This is a genomic window from Ruegeria sp. BJ3 (assembly GCF_056535665.1).
This window is the reverse complement of sequence record NZ_JBQFIT010000002.1, coordinates 79,597-97,437: the sequence shown is the minus strand read 5'-3', so window position 1 is coordinate 97,437 and position 17,841 is coordinate 79,597. Positions and strand designations below refer to the sequence as shown.

Sequence of the window (17,841 nt, the reverse complement as noted above, 5' to 3'; positions counted from 1 at the left end):
CCTTGGGCCAATCGGTCAGAGGTCGGCCTTGAGTTCCTTGACCCAGTTGTCCCACTGCGCGTGTTCACCCTTGGCCAGCAGGATGCCTTCTTTCAGTTTCGACATGCCGAAGCCCCAGGCCATCTTGGTATCGATATGCGGAGGCATGACCAACTCGCCGGGCGTGACCATGGCTTCGATGATGAATGGCTTTCGGCTGGCTTTGGCCCGCGCGACGGCCTCGGGGATGTCAGCCGCATGTTCCACACGGACACCATCCCCACCGCACACCCTCGCGTATTCCGCAAAGTCCGGGTTCACCAGGTCAGTAGCAGCGGGATTCAGCGGATAGCCCGCCACCTCCATCTCCATCTTCACGAAGCCGAGCGTCTGGTTGTTGAAGACCAGCACCTTGATGGGCCACTCGTAGCGCCCGGCAGTCACGAAATCCTGCATGGACATGCCAAAGCCGCCGTCCCCGCAAAAGGCCCAAACCTCGCGCTGCGGATCCAGTGCGGCGGCTCCCAACGCCGAAGGCAACCCGGACCCCAGTGACGAATGGTTGAACGACCCCACCATGCGCCGTCCGCCTTTCATCCGGGTATGACGCGCCACCCAGACCGTGCATTCGCCGATGTCCATTGCAAATATCGCGTCATCGGCAGCCTGGTCGGAGACCTGCCGCGCGAACAGCTGCGGGTGGAGTGGCTCGGTGTCGCGCTCGAGGCTGGAGTCGCGGTCTTGCTGCGCAAGCCATTTCGTACACAGCTTGACCTGGTGATCGGCAAACGACCTGTCATCCTTCGCTGCCAACTTAGGCAAAAGCAGATCCAGCGTCGCGCCCACATCCCCCAGCAATCCCGATGCGATGGGCGCGCGGCGTCCCAGATGTTCTACGTTGCGATCGATCTGGATGATTTTTGCTTTTTCCGGCAGGAACCACTCGTATGGGAAGTCCGTTCCCAGCATCACCAGAACATCGCAGTCGCGCACTGCATGATACCCGCCGGGATTGCCGATCAACCCAGTCATCCCGACCACGTTGGGATCATCATAGTCAAAGATGTCCTTGCCCTTGAGGGAATGCGTGATCGGCGCATTTAGCCGCTGGGACAGAGCCAGAACCTTCTCCCTGGCTTCTCGACATCCCACGCCGGCGAAAAGGGCGACTTTCTTGTCCGCGTTGATGATCTCGGCCGCACGGTCGATTTCGGATTCGGGCGGAATCAGCGTTGATGGCGTTTTCAGGATCGGGTGCAGTTGGTGCAAGCTGGGCACCTGCTGTTCGGATACGTCGATGGGCAGTTCGATCCGCACGACCTCGCGGTTGATCAAGGCGCGTTGCACGGCGATCTGAGCCAGTCGCGGCATCTGGTCCGGCGAATTGATTACGGCCTGATAGCCGCAGACATCCTCGAACACTTTCTCAAGATTGACTTCCTGGTGGTACCCGGTCCCGCGTTCCCGATGGGCGACCTGACCTGTGATCGCCACGACCCCTGCACCCTCGCGCCGGGCATTGTACAGCCCATTGATCAGGTGAAGCGCTCCGGGACCGACAGTTCCGGCACAAATCCCGATCCCGCCGGTCAGATGCGCCTGGGCATAGGCTGCATAGGCTGCGTTTTCCTCGTGCCTGACTCCAATCCATTCGAACCGGCCATCCCCGCGCATGGCTTCGAGCAGGGGGTTGAGCGCATCGCCCGTCACGCCAAAGATCTGGCGCCCTCCGGCATCCGAGAGAATATCCAGCAATACCTTGCATACGGAATTCGACGTCATGACCTGCCCTCTGGTTCCGACCCCATCGGGCCTGTCCCGATAGATCGTGGGCAGGTTGCCCTTTGATTGCAAGCCTTTGTACGGCCACCCCAAGCATCGGGCGGATTTGCGGTGGCTTAGTTGCGGCGGTTGAACCCGGGCGGCACAGCCGCTATCCAAATCCAAACCCCACAGGCGGAGAAGCGTCCTTGGCCAAAACTCAGGCGGCAGTTTCGGGGAAGCCCATGATGTACGCCGCCGTCTTTGTCGGCGGGGCGGCTGGGTCGATCCTGCGCGAACTGTTTGCGCTGGAAATCCCGGGGATGCCGTTGCTGACATCGACCTTCGGCATCAATGTCGTGGCCTGTTTCATTCTGGGATGGCTCTACGCCATACGGGGCCGGGTGCATGCCCATGTTCTGCACCTCGGGGCCGTTGGTTTCTGCGGCGGATTGTCGACGTTTTCGTCCTTTGCCGCCGAACTGGAACGGATCGCCGAAACCGACGGCTGGTCGGTCATCTTGCCGTTGGCGGCCGAAGTCATCTGCGGTTTGGGCGCGGCCATTCTGGGCGAGGCAATTGGACGCCGCCGCCACTCAGGAGGGCGGGCCGAATGACCGATCTGTATCTGCATGCGTTGTTTGGGCTGGGCGGCGGACTGGGAGCAGTCCTTCGCCACTGGGTCGCGCGGGCCATCACCCACGACCTGCCGGTCTCAACACTGGTCGTGAACGTATTGGGCAGCCTGTTGTTGGGGCTTTGGATCGGGTACCTGGGCGGGCCCGTGGAGATGGCCGAAGAAGAAAAGCGCCTGGTTTTCGGCTTTTGCGGAGGGTTCACGACATTCTCCAGCTTTGCCTACCAGTCTCTTGAACTGCAGCGCGAGCGGACGATTGTCCTTGCGGGTGGAAACATGCTGCTCAGCCTCGGACTGTGCTGGCTGGCCCTGTGGCTGGGACTGTGGGTGATGGGCTAGCCGGACGCTACATGCCCGGCATGTGCATCCGCATGGCCAGATTGCCCAGGATCCAGACCGTTCCAAGAATGATGATCAGCAGAACCAGCGTCGAGAACAGGACCAAATCCAGATCTTCGCGGCTGCTGCGGCGACGGTCGATATGCAGGAAATAGACCAGTTGAACGATTAGCTGCGCCAAACCCAACAGCCCAATTGCAAGGTAGACACCCTTGGTCTCGATGCCGAACCAGTAGGCGATCGCAAACACGGTGAGTGTCAGCAACAGCGAGCCGCCATAGCCGATCACATACCGGCGCCGCTCGCGCCTGTGCATCTCGGACCGTTTATCCATAGGTCAGCCCTCCGAAATACACGATGGTGATGATGCCGATCCAGATCAGATCAAGGAAGTGCCAGAACAGTGCCAGCCGCACCACGCGCGAAATCACGAGGTCGGTCATCCCCATGACCCGCAGTTGAATGCCCAGAACGACCAGCCACACACAGCCCGCCGCCACATGCAGCCCGTGCAGAGGCACCAACCCGTAGAAGGCGGACAGGAAACCGCTGCGCTGCGGGATGCCACCCTTTTCCGCCATCGACATGAAATCGCGGATTTCGAGGACCAGAAAACTCAGCCCAAGCAGCAGCGTAACCCCGAACCACAGGACGATCCGACCGCGCGGCAGGTTGTATTTCAGCGCCAGCATGGCAAGTCCAACAGTCAGGCTGCTGGTCAGCAGGATCAGGGTCTGGGCAAAGATGCTGTAGAGATCGAACAAGTCGTGCGGGCCAGGACCACCGGCCTGCGCGTCGATCATGGTGATGTAGACGCCGAACATCAGCCCGAAATAGACCAGGTCGCTCATCAGAAAGACCCAGAAACCGAAGGTCACCACTTCGGTCGCCTTGTGGGCGCTGGCATGACGCCGCCCAAGGTTCAGACCTGGGTAACTGTGGGTTGGTGCAGGCTTCATGTCGCTGCCTCCAGATCCGGTCGGGCAAGCCCGGTGTTTTCTGGCGCACCTTCGTGATCCCGGTTCACAGGGGTCGCGTTGCGAACCAAGTCCAGCCAGGCCTCGTGCTGCCTGCGCACGTCTTCAGCTGAAACCACTTCTTCGGTATCGGTCTGAAAGGTCCACAGGATGAATGACAGGATCATCATCACGGTCATCAGCGCCGCCAGCCACCAGATCCACCAGACCAGCGCAAACATCCACGCACCGCTGAGCACGCAGAGCACGAAACCGATACCGGTGTTGCGTGGCATAGTGATGTCCTCGTACCGGTCGGGGTGCGGGTAGGCCTCGCCACGCTCTTTCGCGGCGGCAAAATCGTCGCGGTCCGTGACATGCGGGATGATCGCGAAATTGTAAGGCGGCGGCGGGGCCGGGATCGACCATTCCAGCGTGCGGGCGTCCCAAGGGTCGCCAACCGATACGCGGCTCTGTTCGCGGTTGCGGATGCTGACCCACAGCTGCACGACGACCGACAGCAAGGCCGCCAGAATGACCAGCGCGCCGATGACGGCCGTGATCATGTAGGGGTGAAAGCTCGGGTCCTCCCAACTGTAGGAGCGGCGCGGCATACCCATCAGGCCCACGAAATACAGCGGCAGGAAGGTCAGCATGAAGCCTACCGTCCACAGCACGACCGATATCCGCCCCCAAGCCTCGTCCAGGCGGAAGCCGAACGCCTTGGGAAACCAGTAGTTGTAGCCCGCAAGCAATCCGAACAGGACACCTGGCAGCAACACGTTGTGGAAATGCGCGACCAGGAACAGCGTATTGTGCACCTGATAGTCAACGGTTGGGTTGGCCAGGATCACCCCGCTGAGCCCCCCGATCACGAATAACATCAGAAAGGCCAGCCCGTAAAGCATCGGCACCGAGAACCGGATGCGGCCGCGATACAGGGTGGCCATCCAGTCATAGACCTTGACGCCGGTGGGTATGGCGATCAGCATCGTGGCGATGCCGAACACCGCATTGATCAGGGCGCTTTGGCCCATGGTGAAGAAATGGTGCAGCCAGACGGTGAACGACAGTACCGCGATCGACATGGTCGCGATCACCAGCGAGTTGTAGCCATAGAGCCGCTTGGCCGAGAAAGTCGCGAAGACTTCGGAATAGATGCCATAGGCCGGCAGAACCAGAAGATAGACCTCGGGGTGGCCGAACAGCCAGAACAGGTTGGCATAGTTCATCATGTTGCCGCCCAGGTCATTGGTGAAGAAATGGAAATCAAGATACCGGTCGGCGGCCAGCAACAGTGCCGCCACCCCCAGGGGCGGCATGGCGAACACGATCAGGATCGAGCTGCAGATGATCGTCCAGCAATACATCGGCAACCGCATGAATTTCATCCCCGGCGCGCGCAGCTTGTAGATCGTGACGGCAAAGTTGATCCCCGTCAGGGTGGTGCCAATGCCCGACACCACGATCGCCCAGATCCAATAGTCCGGCCCCACGCCTGGATTGAAGGCCGCGCCGGTATAGGGCGGATAGGCCGTCCAGCCGCCGGTGGAAAACTCGCCCACCACCAGGCTGACCATCAGCATCATCCCCGCCGAAACCGTCAGACCGAGGCTGATCTGGTTCATCACCGGAAAGGCCACGTCGCGCGCGCCGATCATCAGCGGGACAAGGAAATTCGCCAGTCCGAACACGAAAGGCACCGCAACGAAGAAGATCATGATCGTGCCGTGGGTGCTGAACAGCTCGGCAAAGTGTTCGGCCTCGAGGAACCCCTCGCCCGGCCCGGCCGCCTGTTGGGCACGCATCACGACGCCTTCCAGAACGCCGCGCGCCAGCATGACGATGGCAAAGACGATATACATGATGCCGATCTTCTTGTGATCCGCGCTGGTCAGCCAGTCACGCCACAGCGGCCCCCACAGGCGAAACCAGGTGAGCAGCCCCAGAACCGCGACCACACCGACGATCACGACGCCCGCCGCGGCATTGGCCACGATTTCATTCGTATTGGGATCCTGGATCAGCCCGGCGATGGGGAAGGCATCCCAGTTCAGACGGCCGAAGAAACCGGACTCGGCAGATGTCATTGCTTGTCCTCCTGCCCGTATTGAGCGGTTCCCGGTTGCTGATCCTGTGGCAGAGGTTGCCCGTTGTGATACCGACCCAGAATGCTGTGGAACAGGTCGCCGTCATCCAGACGGAAATACAGCGCATTGTCCGGCATCTGCGCGGTGCCAAGCGCGTTCTGAACTTCGTCCCGGTCCGTCCGCATGGCCAACGTCCGGTAGGTTGAAGGGTCCAGAACGATACCGTTCTGCCGAACACGGTCGACCCATGAGTCGAAATCCGGCGGCGGCATCGCGACCGTCTGGAACTTCTGCTTGGTGAAGCCGCGCCCGTTGTACTGGGTGTTTTCGCCCTGCATTTGTCCGGGGGCATCAGCCACGAGATGCAATTGGGTCGTCATTCCCGGCATCGCATAGATCTGCCCGGCCAGGGCTGGAACCATGAACGACTGCATCACCGTGTCCGTCGTCAGTGTCAGGGCGACCTGTTGTTTTGTCGGTACCCCGAACTCACCCACCGTCGCGATGCCCAGGTCGGGGTAGATGAACAGCCATTTCCAATCCAGCCCCACCACCTGCACGCGCAGGGCCGGTTCATCGCCGAACGGGGCCGCGTAAGGGTCCAGCCGATGGGTTGCTTTCCAAAGATAAAAGGACAGCAGCGCCACGATCACCACCGGCACACCCCACATCGCGGTTTCCAGCATGGGCGAGAAATCCCATTTGGGCCGATAGGCAGCCGGGCTTTGCGCGCCGCGCCGATAGCGTAGAGCGATCAAGGGGACCAAAACCAAAACCGGAATGACCGCGATCAGGATCAACGCGGTTGCGCGCACCAGGTGTTTTTTTTGGACCGCCGCAATAGGACCTTGAGGATCCATGAAACTGTCGCTGGCCAGAGCCGATTGCGCCGTGCCCAACCACAATACGACCACGATCAGCGCTGTCAGTACCGCAGGTATAGTCCTGTTTCCACTCACGCCGGATCGCCCTCATCAAACCTCAGGTTGGTGCAACTATCGGCAGAGTCAGCAAATTTCACAAGGTTTTTCCCCGGCGGCCAGGAACCACGTCACCGTCGAGTTGACTTGACCAGTGGCTCGGGTCAGTCATTGTGTCATGCGTTTACTGCTTTTTCTGATTGGACTGATCGCGTTTTCCGGCGCAGCGATCGCGCAGGACCGAGCTGTGGTCGAGCGGCAGTTTCAGAACTGGTTGCAGCAACAGGTGTGGCCGTTGGCCCGGGCACAGGGTGTATCGCGCCGCACGTTTGACAGCGCAACCGACGGGGTTCGCCTGAATTGGGAGCTGCCTGATCTTGTTCCGCCGGGCTCTCCTACACAGGCACCCAAAAAGCAAAGGCAAGCCGAGTTCGGGTCCCCCGGCTGGTATTTCAACGCAAATTCGGTTCAGGGTGCCGCCACCGGCGGTCGGGGTATGGCCAAGCGTCATGCGGAAACGCTGCGCCGGGTCGAGGAACAGACCGGCGTTCCCGCCCGGATCATCCTTGCGGTCTGGGGCCGAGAAAGCGGCTATGGGCAGGTTCCGATCCGGCATGACGCGATCCAGGTGCTGGCCACCAAAGGTTTCATGAGCACGCGCGCGGATTATTTTACCGGCGAACTGATCGCCGCGCTGCAGATCGTCGAGGGCGGTCACGTGAATGGCCGCGCGATGAAAAGCAGTTGGGCCGGCGCGTTGGGCCAGCCGCAATTCATGCCGACCAGCTTTTTGAACCACGCGGCCGACGGCAATGCAGACGGCCGGGCCGACATTTGGGGGTCCGCAGACGACACGATTGCATCGATCGGAAACTACCTCGCGCGGCACGGTTGGGTCCGCGGCCGCGATTGGGGCTTCGAGGTGACTGTACCGGCGTCTGTGTCCTGCGCGCTTGAGGGTCCCGACCAGGGCCGGGCGATCCGCGACTGGGTTGCCATGGGCATCACACGCGTCTCGGGCCGCCCCTTCCCCGAACACGAGCTGCGCGGCGAGGGCTACCTGATGATGCCGGCTGGCCGGAACGGTCCGGCTTTTGTCGTAACGCCCAATTTCTACGTTCTCAAAGACTACAACATGAGCGATCTCTACGCCTTGTTCGTAGGCCATGTGGGCGATCGCATTCAGTATGGCGTGGGCGATTTCAAAGGGCGCTGGGGCAAGGTGGGCGGTCTGTACCGATCGGATATCGCGACCATGCAGCAGGCGTTGATCGCGATGGGGCACGACGTGGGTGGTGCCGACGGGCTTCCGGGATACAAAACCCGCCGGTCGATCGGCCGCTGGCAGGAAGAAACAGGCCAGCGCGCCACCTGTTTCCCAGAGGCCGACATGAAATCGCGGTTGCGTCCCTGACCGCTGGCGATTCGCCTGATTGGGCGAAAGCGGGCGGCGAAATTCTGCCGAAACAGACCGCGCCACAGACTGCAATCCTAGCGGCCTGGGCACGAAAATATCGCAACGATACACGCCATCGTTACAAAATTTCAGCGACCACGCGTCACGAAGTTTCTTTCTACCTTTAGGCGATCCGGACTCATGGGAAGGCTTTAACCCTGCCCAAAATAGTGGCACGGTCTCGGCCAGCGAGAGGAAGCTCTTGCATCCACTTCACCGACTGCAATCCAGAAAGCTGCGACGCAGTGTTCCTTGCGAATTGGCACAACCCAAAATCGAAAAGAACCGGGTCCCAGCGGATGTCGGGCAACCAGGGCCGCCGGACGCCATCCCATATGGATGCGCAGACCGCCGCCACAATAATTGGGAGAAGATCATGAACACCATCCTTCGAAACTCGGTGGCGGGCCTGCTGTGCTCGACCTTCATCACCGGTGCCGCGCTGGCCGCGGGCACCCATCCAGTCACCGGCGAGCCGCTGGCCGACGACCAGACCTTCGTCTACCGCGTACTGGATGAGCACAGCTCGGTCGACCCGCAAGTGGTCGAGGACGTGTCGGGCGCCGAGATTGTCCGCGACCTGTTCGAAGGTCTGATGAACCAGGACGAAGACGGCAACCTGGTTCCGGGCGTGGCCACCGGCTATACCACCAACGAGACCAAGGACGTTTACACCTTCACCCTGCGCGACAACGCCAAGTGGTCGAACGGCGATCCGGTCACCGCACATGACTTCGTTTTTGCCTGGAAGCGTGCCGTCGATCCGGCCCTGTCCTCGCCCTATGCCTGGTTCATGGAGCTGATGTCGATCGAGAACGCCGCCGAGATCATCGCAGGCGACAAGCCGGTCGACGACTTGGGCGTCAAGGCGATCGACGACCACACGCTGGAAGTGAAACTGAGCGCGCCGCTGCCCTATTTCCCGCAGATGACCACGCACTCGACCACCTTCCCGGCCCCGCAGAAGGTCATCGAGCAGTTCGGCGATGAATGGACCAAGCCCGGCAACATCGTCTCGAACGGCGCCTATGTCCTGACCGAGCACCTGCCCAACGAACGCTCGGTGCGCGAGCGCAACCCGATGTACTGGGACAACGACAACACCATCATCGACAAGGTCGTGGCCCTGGTCATCAACGATGAGAATGTGGCCCTGACCCGTTATCTGGCCGGTGAGCTGGACCGCACCGAGGTTCCCGCAGGCCAGTTCCCGCGCCTGAAGAAGGAATACCCGAACGAGGCGATCAGCTTCCCGCGCCTGTGCAACTACTACTACACGTTCAACCTGTCCGACGGCGGCCCCGAGGCCTTCAAAGACCCGAACGTGCGTCAGGCCCTGTCGCTGGCGGTTGACCGCAAGATCATCACCGAGAACATTCTGGCCGGCGGTCAGCCCGAAGCCTACACCTTCGTGCCCGAAGCAACCGCTGGGTTCACCCCGCCGGTCGTCGAAATGGCGTCGATGACCCAGGCCGAGCGCGACGAGCTGGCCAAGGAACTGCTGGCCGAGGCCGGATACGGTCCCGACAACCCGCTGAGCTTCGCGATGGTCTACAACACCTCGGAGGCGCACAAGAAGGTCGCCGTGGCTCTCAGCCAGATGTGGAAGCAGAAGCTGGGCGCACAGGTGGAACTGGCCAACATGGAATGGAAGATCTTCCTGGAAGAGCGCGGCAACCAGAACTTCGAGCTGGCCCGCGGCGCATGGTGCGGCGATTACAACGAAGCCTCGACCTTCCTGGATCTGCTGCAGTCGGATTCCGGCTATAACGACGGTAAGTACAACAATGCCAAGGTCGACGAGCTGCTGGCCCAGGCCAAAACCTCGGACGATCCGGCCCCGTTGTACACCGAGGTTGAGCGGATCATCGCACAGGAAACCCCTGTGATCCCGATCTACCACTATGCCGGTGTCTACATGATGGACAGCGACGTGGGGAACTGGCCGGTGAACAACGTCGAGCAGAACTGGTACTCGAAGAACCTCTACAAGATCGCCGAGTAATCATCATCCTTTGATCGCGCCCTGCCCCGGACATGCTCTGGGGCAGGGCCAATAATTGGGGGCATGAAATGCTTGCCTATGTCATCCGGCGACTGCTGATCGCCGTTCCGACGATCCTGTTGCTGATCGTCGCCAGTTTCTTTCTGATGCACTTCGCGCCCGGCGGGCCCTTCACCTCGGAGCGGCCGTTGCCGCCGCAGGTTCTGGCCAATATCGAGGCGCGCTACGGGCTGGATCAGCCGCTGTGGAAACAGCTGTGGGATTACCTGTACAACATCGTCGTGCATTTCGATTTCGGCCCATCCTTCAAGTTCAAGGACCGCGACGTGAACGACATCATCGCGCAGGGCTTTCCGATTTCGCTGACCTACGGAATGCTGTCCTTCCTCGTGGCCACGCTGGTGGGTGTCAGCTTGGGCATCGCCGCTGCGATCCGCCACAACAGCTGGATCGACTATTTCGCCGTGGGTCTGGGCATCGCCGCCCAGGCGCTGCCGAACTTCATCATGGGCCCGATCCTGATTTTGACCTTCACCCTGTGGCTGGGCTGGCTGCCGGGCGGCGGCTGGAACGGGGGTCAGTGGCAATACCTGATCATGCCCGTCATCGCGCTTGCGACATCGTACATGGGCTCGATCGCGCGGATCACCCGGTCGTCGATGCTCGAGGTTCTGAATTCGAACTTCATCCGCACCGCGCGGGCCAAGGGCCTGCCGACCCGCACCGTGATCTGGCGTCACGCGCTGAAACCCACGCTGCTGCCGGTAGTGTCCTATCTGGGCCCGGTCTTCGTCTATGTGCTGACCGGTTCGGTCTTCGTTGACATCTATTTCTCGACCGGCGGGCTGGGGCAGGCCTATGTGGGTTCGGCCCTGTCACGCGACTATGCGGTGTTGCTGGGGGTCACGATCCTCTATGGCGTTCTGACCGTTCTGGTGAACCTGCTGACCGACCTGGCCTATGCCTGGTTCGATCCGAAAATCCGTTACTGAGGGGTCTGGCAAATGCTTGGAAAATCTCAGAAAGCCGCCCATCTGGCCGAAGACATCACCGATTACACGGTCATTCAGGGCCGGTCGCTGTGGCAGGACGCGCGGATGCGTTTTGTCCGCAACAAGGCCGCCATGGCCAGCGTGTTCATCCTGGGCTTGATCGTGCTGTTCACGATCATCGGGCCTTACTTCGCCGTCTGGAACAACGAGGAAATCGACTGGAACGTCATGGGCGACGTGGCCGGCATGGGCATGCCATCCATCGAGACAGGGCACTATTTCGGCGTCGACGATCTGGGGCGCGACCTGTACAGCCGGGTCATCCAGGCCACCACCACCTCGTTGCTGGTGGGCCTGATCGGGGCGGCCACCGCGCTGATCGTCGGCACCTGCTACGGCATCGCCGCCGGCTACATCGGCGGGCGCGTCGATGGCGTGATGATGCGCTTCGTCGACATCCTGCTGGCCATTCCGGCCACGCTGGTCATCATCCTGCTGCTGGTCGTGGCGGGGCGGTCGTTCTTCATGCTGTTCATCGCGCTGGGTGCGGTGGGCTGGCTGACAATGGCGCGGATCGTGCGCGGCCAGACCCTGACCCTGAAGAACCGCGAGTTCATCGAGGCCGCCCGTGCCGCCGGTGTCAGCGAGTTCACCATCATGTACCGCCACATCCTGCCCAACCTGCTGGGCGTTGTGATCGTCTATGCTTCGCTGCTGGTGCCCGAGATGATCCTGACGGAGAGCTTCATCTCGTTCCTGGGGCTGGGGATTTCCGAGCCCTATACCTCGTTGGGTCGTCTGATCGCCGAGGGCGCCGGAACCATGGGTTACGGCACGTTGTGGCAACTGATGTACCCCCTGGCATTTTACGTCACCATCATCATCACGATGTTCTTCATCGGCGATGGCCTGCGTGACGCATTGGATCCGAAGGACCGCTGACATGAGCCTGCTTTCCGTAAAGAACCTGAGCGTTCAGTTCGACACGCCCGACGGGGTGGTCGAGGCCGTCAAGAACATCAGCTTTGACATCGCGCCGGGCGAATGCCTGGGCATCGTCGGCGAAAGCGGGTCGGGCAAAAGCCAGACCTTCATGGCCGCGATGGGCCTGCTGCCGCCGGCGGGCCGGGCCACCGGGTCGGTGCTGCTGAACGGGCAGGAAATTCTGAACCTGCCCGTGAACAAGCTGAACCAGATCCGCGGAGATGACGTGGGCATGATTTTTCAGGACCCGCTGACCGCCCTGACCCCGCATTTGCGGGTCGGCCAGCAGATGCGTGAAGTCTTGCAGGTGCACGAAGGCCTGCAGGGTTCGGCCGCGCGGCAACGGTGCCTGGAATGGCTGGACCGCGTGCGCATCCCCGAGGCCGCGCGCCGTCTCGACCAGTTCCCGCACGAGCTGTCGGGCGGGATGCGCCAGCGGGTGATGATCGCCATGTCGATGCTGTGCAATCCCAAGCTGCTGATCGCCGACGAACCGACCACCGCGCTGGACGTGACCGTTCAGGCCGACATTCTGGACCTGATGGTACGTCTGCAAAAGGACGAAGGCACGGCCATCGCCCTGATCACGCATGACATGGGCGTCGTGGCCCGCATGTGTGACCGGGTGCAGGTCATGCGATTGGGTGAGTTCGTCGAGGCCGGTGACACGCGAGAGATCTTTCACGCGCCCAAGCACGACTATACCCGCACCCTAATCGAGGCCATGCCCCGCATCGACGCGGGGGACGCGCCCAAGGCGGTAGAGACCGACGAGGCGCCGCTGCTGAAGGTCGATGACGTCAAGGTGCATTTCCCGATCCACGTTCCGGGCGGCATCTTCGGCCGCAAGGTGCCGTTGAAGGCGGTGAACGGCGTCAGCTTTGACATCCGCAAGGGTGAAACCCTGGGCGTGGTCGGTGAATCGGGCTGCGGCAAGTCCACCCTCGCCCGTGCCGTGCTGCAGCTGATCGAGCCGAGCGCCGGAAATGTCAGCTGGCTGGGCCATCCGATCGTCGGGCTGAAACGGGCCGAGCTGAACAAGTACCGCAAGGATCTGCAGATCGTGTTCCAGGACCCGCTGGCCAGCCTGGACCCGCGGATGACGATCTCCGCCTCGATCGCAGAACCGCTGAAGACCTATCGCCCCGACCTGACCGAGCGCGAACGCAAGCAGATGGTCGCCGAGATGATGGAACGGGTCGGCCTGAACGCCAACATGATCAACCGCTACCCGCACGAGCTGTCGGGCGGGCAGAACCAGCGGGTGGGCATCGCACGGGCGATGATCAACAAGCCCAAGCTGATCATCTGCGACGAGGCGGTCTCGGCGCTGGACGTGTCGATCCAGGCGCAGATCGTGCAGCTGCTGAAGGAACTGCAGCAGGAGTTCGGCCTGTCGATGATCTTCATCAGCCACGACCTGTCGGTGGTGCGCGCGGTGTCGAACCGGATCATGGTTCTATATCTAGGTCGGATCGTCGAACTGGGCGATGGCGAGGTGATCTGCGCGAACCCGGTTCATCCTTATACGCAATCGCTGATCTCGGCGGTTCCGATCCCGGACCCGGATGTCGAGCGCAGCCGCCAGCGGCTGAAATTGCCGGGCGAGTTGCCCTCGCCGATGGATCCCAAGGCAGCGCTGCGGTTCCTGCCCAGCCGTCTGGCGGCGGGTCAGACCGACTATGTTCCCGCGCTCAGCGAGATTTCGCCCGGGCATTTCGTGGCTGAACACGATCCGCTGGAAGCGATCATGGCGAGCGCTTGATCCAGTCCCCGAAGCCGGGCAACCGGCTTCGGGGTGCTTGCCCGTTAGGGCAGAGATATTGGAAATGGGTATTTTGACTTTGCCATGACCAGATGGCACCCTTCGGTCGTTTTCGGCCTGTTTCTTCGGGCATCATTGATTGATCCGGTTTCGCAGCCTAAGAGGAAGCCCCGGATGCACCACGTCCGCCGGCTAAGTTTTTGAATTTGAGAGGTCACATGTCACGCAAGGTCACCAAGGCGATTTTCCCTGTCGCAGGATTGGGCACCCGGTTTCTTCCGGCAACGAAATCCGTTCCGAAGGAAATCATGACGCTGGTCGACCGGCCCCTCGTTCAATATGCCATCGACGAAGCACGCGCTGCGGGTATTACAGAGTTCATATTCGTCACATCACGCGGGAAATCGGCGCTCGAAGACTATTTCGACCACAATCTCGTGCTGGAGCAGGAACTGAAGGCCAAAGGCAAGGATGATTTGTTGGAGGTTCTCGAGAACACCAACATGGAAAGCGGTGCTATCGCCTATATCCGCCAACACAAGGCTTTGGGCTTGGGACACGCCGTATGGTGCGCCCGCCGCCTGATCGGCGATGAACCCTTCGCGGTCATGCTGCCGGACGACGTTATTGCAGCCGACAAACCCTGCCTGCAGCAGATGGTCGAGGCTTACGAGGAAACCGGCGGCAACATGGTCGCCGCGATGGAGGTCGCACCCGAAAAAACCAGCTCGTACGGGATACTGGACGCCGCCGACAGTTCCGGCAAGGTGATCCGCGCCCGCGGCATGGTCGAAAAGCCCAAGGCCGACGAGGCTCCGTCGAACATGGCGGTCATCGGTCGATACATTTTGGGGCCATCGGTGCTGTACAACCTCAATCAGATGAAGAAAGGCAGCGGCGGGGAGATCCAGCTGACCGATGCCATCGCCGAAGACATCGGCAACGGTGTCCCGGTTTTCGGATACCGCTTCGATGGTCAACGGTTCGACTGCGGATCCAAGGCGGGCTTCCTGCAGGCCACCGTGGCTTTTGCCTTGGCCCGGAATGACCTGCGCGACGATCTGAGCGCCTATCTGAATGATATTGTTGCCACAGGTCGGGCCGCCCAATAAGCGGCGGTCCTTCACCCACCCTGTGATGACTGCGATACAACGTCAGAAAACCAGCCGAAAAGCCCATTCGTCATGACCACCATCTATCCCGTCATTCTGTGCGGCGGCTCCGGAACCCGCCTGTGGCCGCTGTCCCGAAAAAGCTATCCCAAGCAGTTCGTGCCTCTGGTCGGAAGCAGCAGCCTGTTGCAGAACTGTGCGGACAGGATGCGAGGGCCCAAGGACGCACCGTACGCCAAGCCCCTGATACTCACCAATGAATCGTTCCGCTTCATCGTCACCGAGCAGCTTACCGCCATTGGTGTCGACCCCGGTCCGATCCTCATTGAACCTGAGGGCCGCAACACGGCTCCGGCGGTTTTAGCGGCCGCGCTTTACCTGTCGAAGGTAGACCCGGATGCTTTAATGCTGGTGGCACCTTCCGATCACGTCGTTCCCGAAAAATCCGCGTTCCACGCGGCGGTTTCGCAAGGTGTGACCGCCATCGAGAGGGACCGCAATCTGGTGACGTTCGGGATCACTCCGGACCGGCCGGAAACCGGATATGGATATCTGAAGCTAAGCGCTGCGCCCGACGCGACAGGTGCTGCGGTCGCATTGGACCATTTCGTTGAAAAGCCCGATCTGGATCGAGCTAAAGCCATGATTTCCGATGGCAGTTACCTGTGGAATTCCGGCATTTTCCTGTTTGCGGTGCGCGACATCATCGCTGCGTTCCAGGACCATGCACCCAACCTGTTGCCGCCGGTACAGACTGCAGTCGAGGACGCGAAGGCCGATCTTGGCTTTCTGCGACTGGACGCATTGGCCTGGGAGAAAGTCGAAGACATTTCGATCGACTACGCGGTCATGGAACGGGCCAAAAACCTGAGTGTTGTTCCCTATGCCGCCGGCTGGTCGGATGTCGGCAGCTGGTCGGCCGTCCAGGAGCTGAGCAGCCCCGACGAAAACGGCGTTGCGACCACCGGTGAGGTGACGACGATCGACTGCAACAACGTGTTGATCCGGTCCGAGTCAGCCTCCCAAGAAGTCGTGGCCATGGGGCTCGAGAACATGATCGCTGTGGCCATGCCGGATGCCGTTCTGGTGGCCAGCATGGACAAGGCACAGGACGTCAAACAGGCCGTGGCTGCCCTGAAGGCCAAAGGGGCACCGCAAGCCGAAGCTCTGCCGGTCGACCATCGCCCCTGGGGCTGGTTCGAGAGCCTGGTCGTGGGCGAACGATTCCAGGTCAAACGGATCCACGTAAACCCCGGCGCAGCCCTGAGCCTGCAATCCCACCACCACAGGTCCGAGCATTGGATCGTCGTGGAAGGTACCGCCAAGGTCACGGTCGATGACGAGGTTCGTCTGGTCAGCGAAAACCAGTCTGTCTACATCCCCCTTGGCGCGGTTCACCGCATGGAAAACCCCGGCAAGGTGCCTATGGTCCTGATCGAGGTCCAGACCGGCGCCTACCTGGGAGAGGACGATATTATCCGATACGAGGATGTTTATGCGCGCAGCTGATCCTGGCTGAACACCGCGGCTCTGGCCGCTAATTGTTCACGCTTTGGGCGAACAGGACAGAATCAGCTGGCCAACCTCCATCGTAAAACCATACACAGCCGCCCCAAAAGGGCGGCTTTGTTTCCTTTTTGGAAATCCATAAGTAACCAAATCCTTTTTGTGCCGTTCGCACGTGAAAGCGGGGATTCATCCCATCCGCGGCAGGGTGGCGCGCAGCGAATTCCGTAAATCGATGGCCCAAGGAGGTTCCCGCCCGTGTCCCAAAACACCCCCCGTTTGAATCTGCCGTTTCTGCAACCCTCACAGGCGCAAAAACACGTCACCCACAACGAGGCGCTGCGGCAGCTGGACCTGATCGTGCAGCTGAGTGTTGTGGCTCTGGAAGAAACCATTCCGCCTGCGGCACCAGATCAAGGTGCCATCTACGGCTTGGGGGCCAGCCCGACAGGCGCCTGGGCGGGCAACGCTGGGCAGCTCGCAGCATGGTTGGACAATGCTTGGGCCTTTGTCACTCCGGCAAACGGATGGCGCGTTTGGGACCAAGCCAGCGCCGCGCTCAAGGTCTGGGAAAACGGGGGATGGATCGATCCTCCGGTCAATACAGCGAACCTTGCCGGGGTCGGGGTCGCTACCGGATACGATTCGACCAACCGCCTTTCGGTACGGGGCCCAGCCACATTGCTGAGCCATGACGGAAGCGACCATCAGTTGAAGATCAACAAGGCGAGCGCGACTGACACCGCCTCACTCCTGTTTCAGTCCAACTGGACCGGTCACGCCGAGATGGGCCTTGCGGGCAATACCGATTTTTCGATCAAGGTTTCACCTGACGGCGGCTCTTGGACCGAGGCGGTGCGCGTAGATGCCACATCGGGAACGATCAGTGGCGCGGCCATTCAAGCCAACCCTGAAGATGTAACACCCGGACGGCTGATGCGAGCCGACTACGGATATGGCCCGGGCAACCTCTTGGGTCAGGTGACGCAGTCTGGCGGGACCCCTACCGGCGCAGTGATCGAGCGCGGCGCAAATGCGAACGGCGAATTCGTTCGTTTCGCGGACGGAACTCAGATCTGCACTCTCGCGGCGAGCGCGGTGACTTGTACCGCCGGCATGGGGCCACTGTTTGCAAGCCCTCAGAATACTTGGGCTTTCCCCGCGCCTTTTGCTGCGGGCAGCACTCCGACCCTGAGCGGCAGCGGTAATGCACTGGGACGGTTCATCAGCTTCGATTTGCCGACCGAAACGCAGGTAGCGTGGCAAGTTCTGGCGGCGGTGTCCGATCCGGCAGCGATAAGCCCGACAGTCGCAGCCATCGGCCGCTGGTTCTGATCAC

General features: G+C 61.1%; 15 protein-coding genes. 10 read left to right on the top strand and 5 right to left on the bottom strand.

The genetic code is table 11. From position 1 onward, the window contains the following. Positions 1–15: 15 nt before the first annotated feature. On the bottom strand, positions 16–1,761 hold the full coding sequence (locus ACR3EL_RS17890) for a thiamine pyrophosphate-dependent enzyme (RefSeq protein WP_170341895.1): 1,746 nt from the start codon (positions 1,759–1,761) through the stop codon (positions 16–18). A gap of 224 nt (positions 1,762–1,985) precedes the next feature. Between ACR3EL_RS17890 and ACR3EL_RS17885 the strand changes: the two genes are divergently transcribed. Beyond that, positions 1,986–2,357, top strand: a complete 372-nt coding sequence (locus ACR3EL_RS17885) for a fluoride efflux transporter FluC (protein ID WP_254429382.1) — start codon at positions 1,986–1,988, stop codon at positions 2,355–2,357. Beyond that, entirely contained in the window at positions 2,354–2,716 is a 363-nt protein-coding gene (locus ACR3EL_RS17880) for a fluoride efflux transporter FluC (RefSeq protein ID WP_480722497.1), read from the top strand. The genes ACR3EL_RS17885 and ACR3EL_RS17880 overlap by 4 nt, the downstream gene beginning before the upstream one ends. Before the next feature lie 7 nt (positions 2,717–2,723). Here ACR3EL_RS17880 and ACR3EL_RS17875 read toward each other — a convergent pair whose 3' ends face one another. The 4 genes from ACR3EL_RS17875 to ACR3EL_RS17860 are packed head-to-tail and all read right to left on the bottom strand — an operon-like array spanning position 2,724 to position 6,721. Continuing rightward, entirely contained in the window at positions 2,724–3,050 is a 327-nt protein-coding gene (locus ACR3EL_RS17875; RefSeq protein WP_244952445.1) for a cytochrome o ubiquinol oxidase subunit IV, read from the bottom strand. Next, complete coding sequence (locus tag ACR3EL_RS17870) at positions 3,043–3,675, bottom strand: cytochrome c oxidase subunit 3 (RefSeq protein WP_170341891.1); 633 nt, start codon at positions 3,673–3,675, stop codon at positions 3,043–3,045. The genes ACR3EL_RS17875 and ACR3EL_RS17870 overlap by 8 nt, the downstream gene beginning before the upstream one ends. Continuing rightward, positions 3,672–5,762 carry a cbb3-type cytochrome c oxidase subunit I gene (locus ACR3EL_RS17865; protein WP_170369384.1) on the bottom strand — a complete coding sequence of 697 codons (2,091 nt, stop codon included), beginning with the start codon at positions 5,760–5,762 and terminating at the stop codon, positions 3,672–3,674. The genes ACR3EL_RS17870 and ACR3EL_RS17865 overlap by 4 nt, the downstream gene beginning before the upstream one ends. Beyond that, positions 5,759–6,721 carry a cytochrome ubiquinol oxidase subunit II gene (locus ACR3EL_RS17860; protein ID WP_367646362.1) on the bottom strand — a complete coding sequence of 321 codons (963 nt, stop codon included), beginning with the start codon at positions 6,719–6,721 and terminating at the stop codon, positions 5,759–5,761. Before ACR3EL_RS17860 ends, ACR3EL_RS17865 begins: the two co-directional genes overlap by 4 nt. 139 nt (positions 6,722–6,860) lie before the next feature. On the opposite strand from ACR3EL_RS17860, the gene ACR3EL_RS17855 reads away from it, so the two are divergent. The 8 genes from ACR3EL_RS17855 (at position 6,861) to ACR3EL_RS17820 (ending at position 17,837) form a co-directional block, all read left to right on the top strand. Next, complete coding sequence (locus ACR3EL_RS17855) at positions 6,861–8,096, top strand: lytic murein transglycosylase (RefSeq protein WP_480722496.1); 1,236 nt, start codon at positions 6,861–6,863, stop codon at positions 8,094–8,096. Between the two features lie 418 nt (positions 8,097–8,514). Continuing rightward, complete coding sequence (locus ACR3EL_RS17850; protein WP_093963729.1) at positions 8,515–10,143, top strand: peptide ABC transporter substrate-binding protein; 1,629 nt, start codon at positions 8,515–8,517, stop codon at positions 10,141–10,143. Positions 10,144–10,211: 68 nt separating this feature from the next. After that, entirely contained in the window at positions 10,212–11,135 is a 924-nt protein-coding gene (oppB, locus tag ACR3EL_RS17845) for an oligopeptide ABC transporter permease OppB (RefSeq protein WP_093963128.1), read from the top strand. 12 nt (positions 11,136–11,147) lie between these two features. Beyond that, positions 11,148–12,077 (top strand): ABC transporter permease subunit, encoded by a 930-nt coding sequence (locus ACR3EL_RS17840; protein ID WP_170341885.1) that lies wholly within the window; start codon positions 11,148–11,150, stop codon positions 12,075–12,077. A gap of 1 nt (position 12,078) precedes the next feature. Next, positions 12,079–13,884, top strand: a complete 1,806-nt coding sequence (locus ACR3EL_RS17835) for an ABC transporter ATP-binding protein (protein ID WP_170341883.1) — start codon at positions 12,079–12,081, stop codon at positions 13,882–13,884. Between the two features lie 218 nt (positions 13,885–14,102). Then, on the top strand, positions 14,103–14,996 hold the full coding sequence (galU, locus tag ACR3EL_RS17830; protein WP_093963131.1) for a UTP--glucose-1-phosphate uridylyltransferase GalU: 894 nt from the start codon (positions 14,103–14,105) through the stop codon (positions 14,994–14,996). Between the two features lie 72 nt (positions 14,997–15,068). Further along, the gene (locus ACR3EL_RS17825) at positions 15,069–16,505 is read left to right on the top strand and encodes a mannose-1-phosphate guanylyltransferase/mannose-6-phosphate isomerase (RefSeq protein ID WP_170341881.1); all 1,437 of its coding nucleotides are present in this window, start codon (positions 15,069–15,071) and stop codon (positions 16,503–16,505) included. 255 nt (positions 16,506–16,760) lie between these two features. Further along, on the top strand, positions 16,761–17,837 hold the full coding sequence (locus ACR3EL_RS17820; RefSeq protein WP_480722495.1) for a DUF2793 domain-containing protein: 1,077 nt from the start codon (positions 16,761–16,763) through the stop codon (positions 17,835–17,837). The last annotated feature ends 4 nt before the right edge of the window (positions 17,838–17,841 follow it).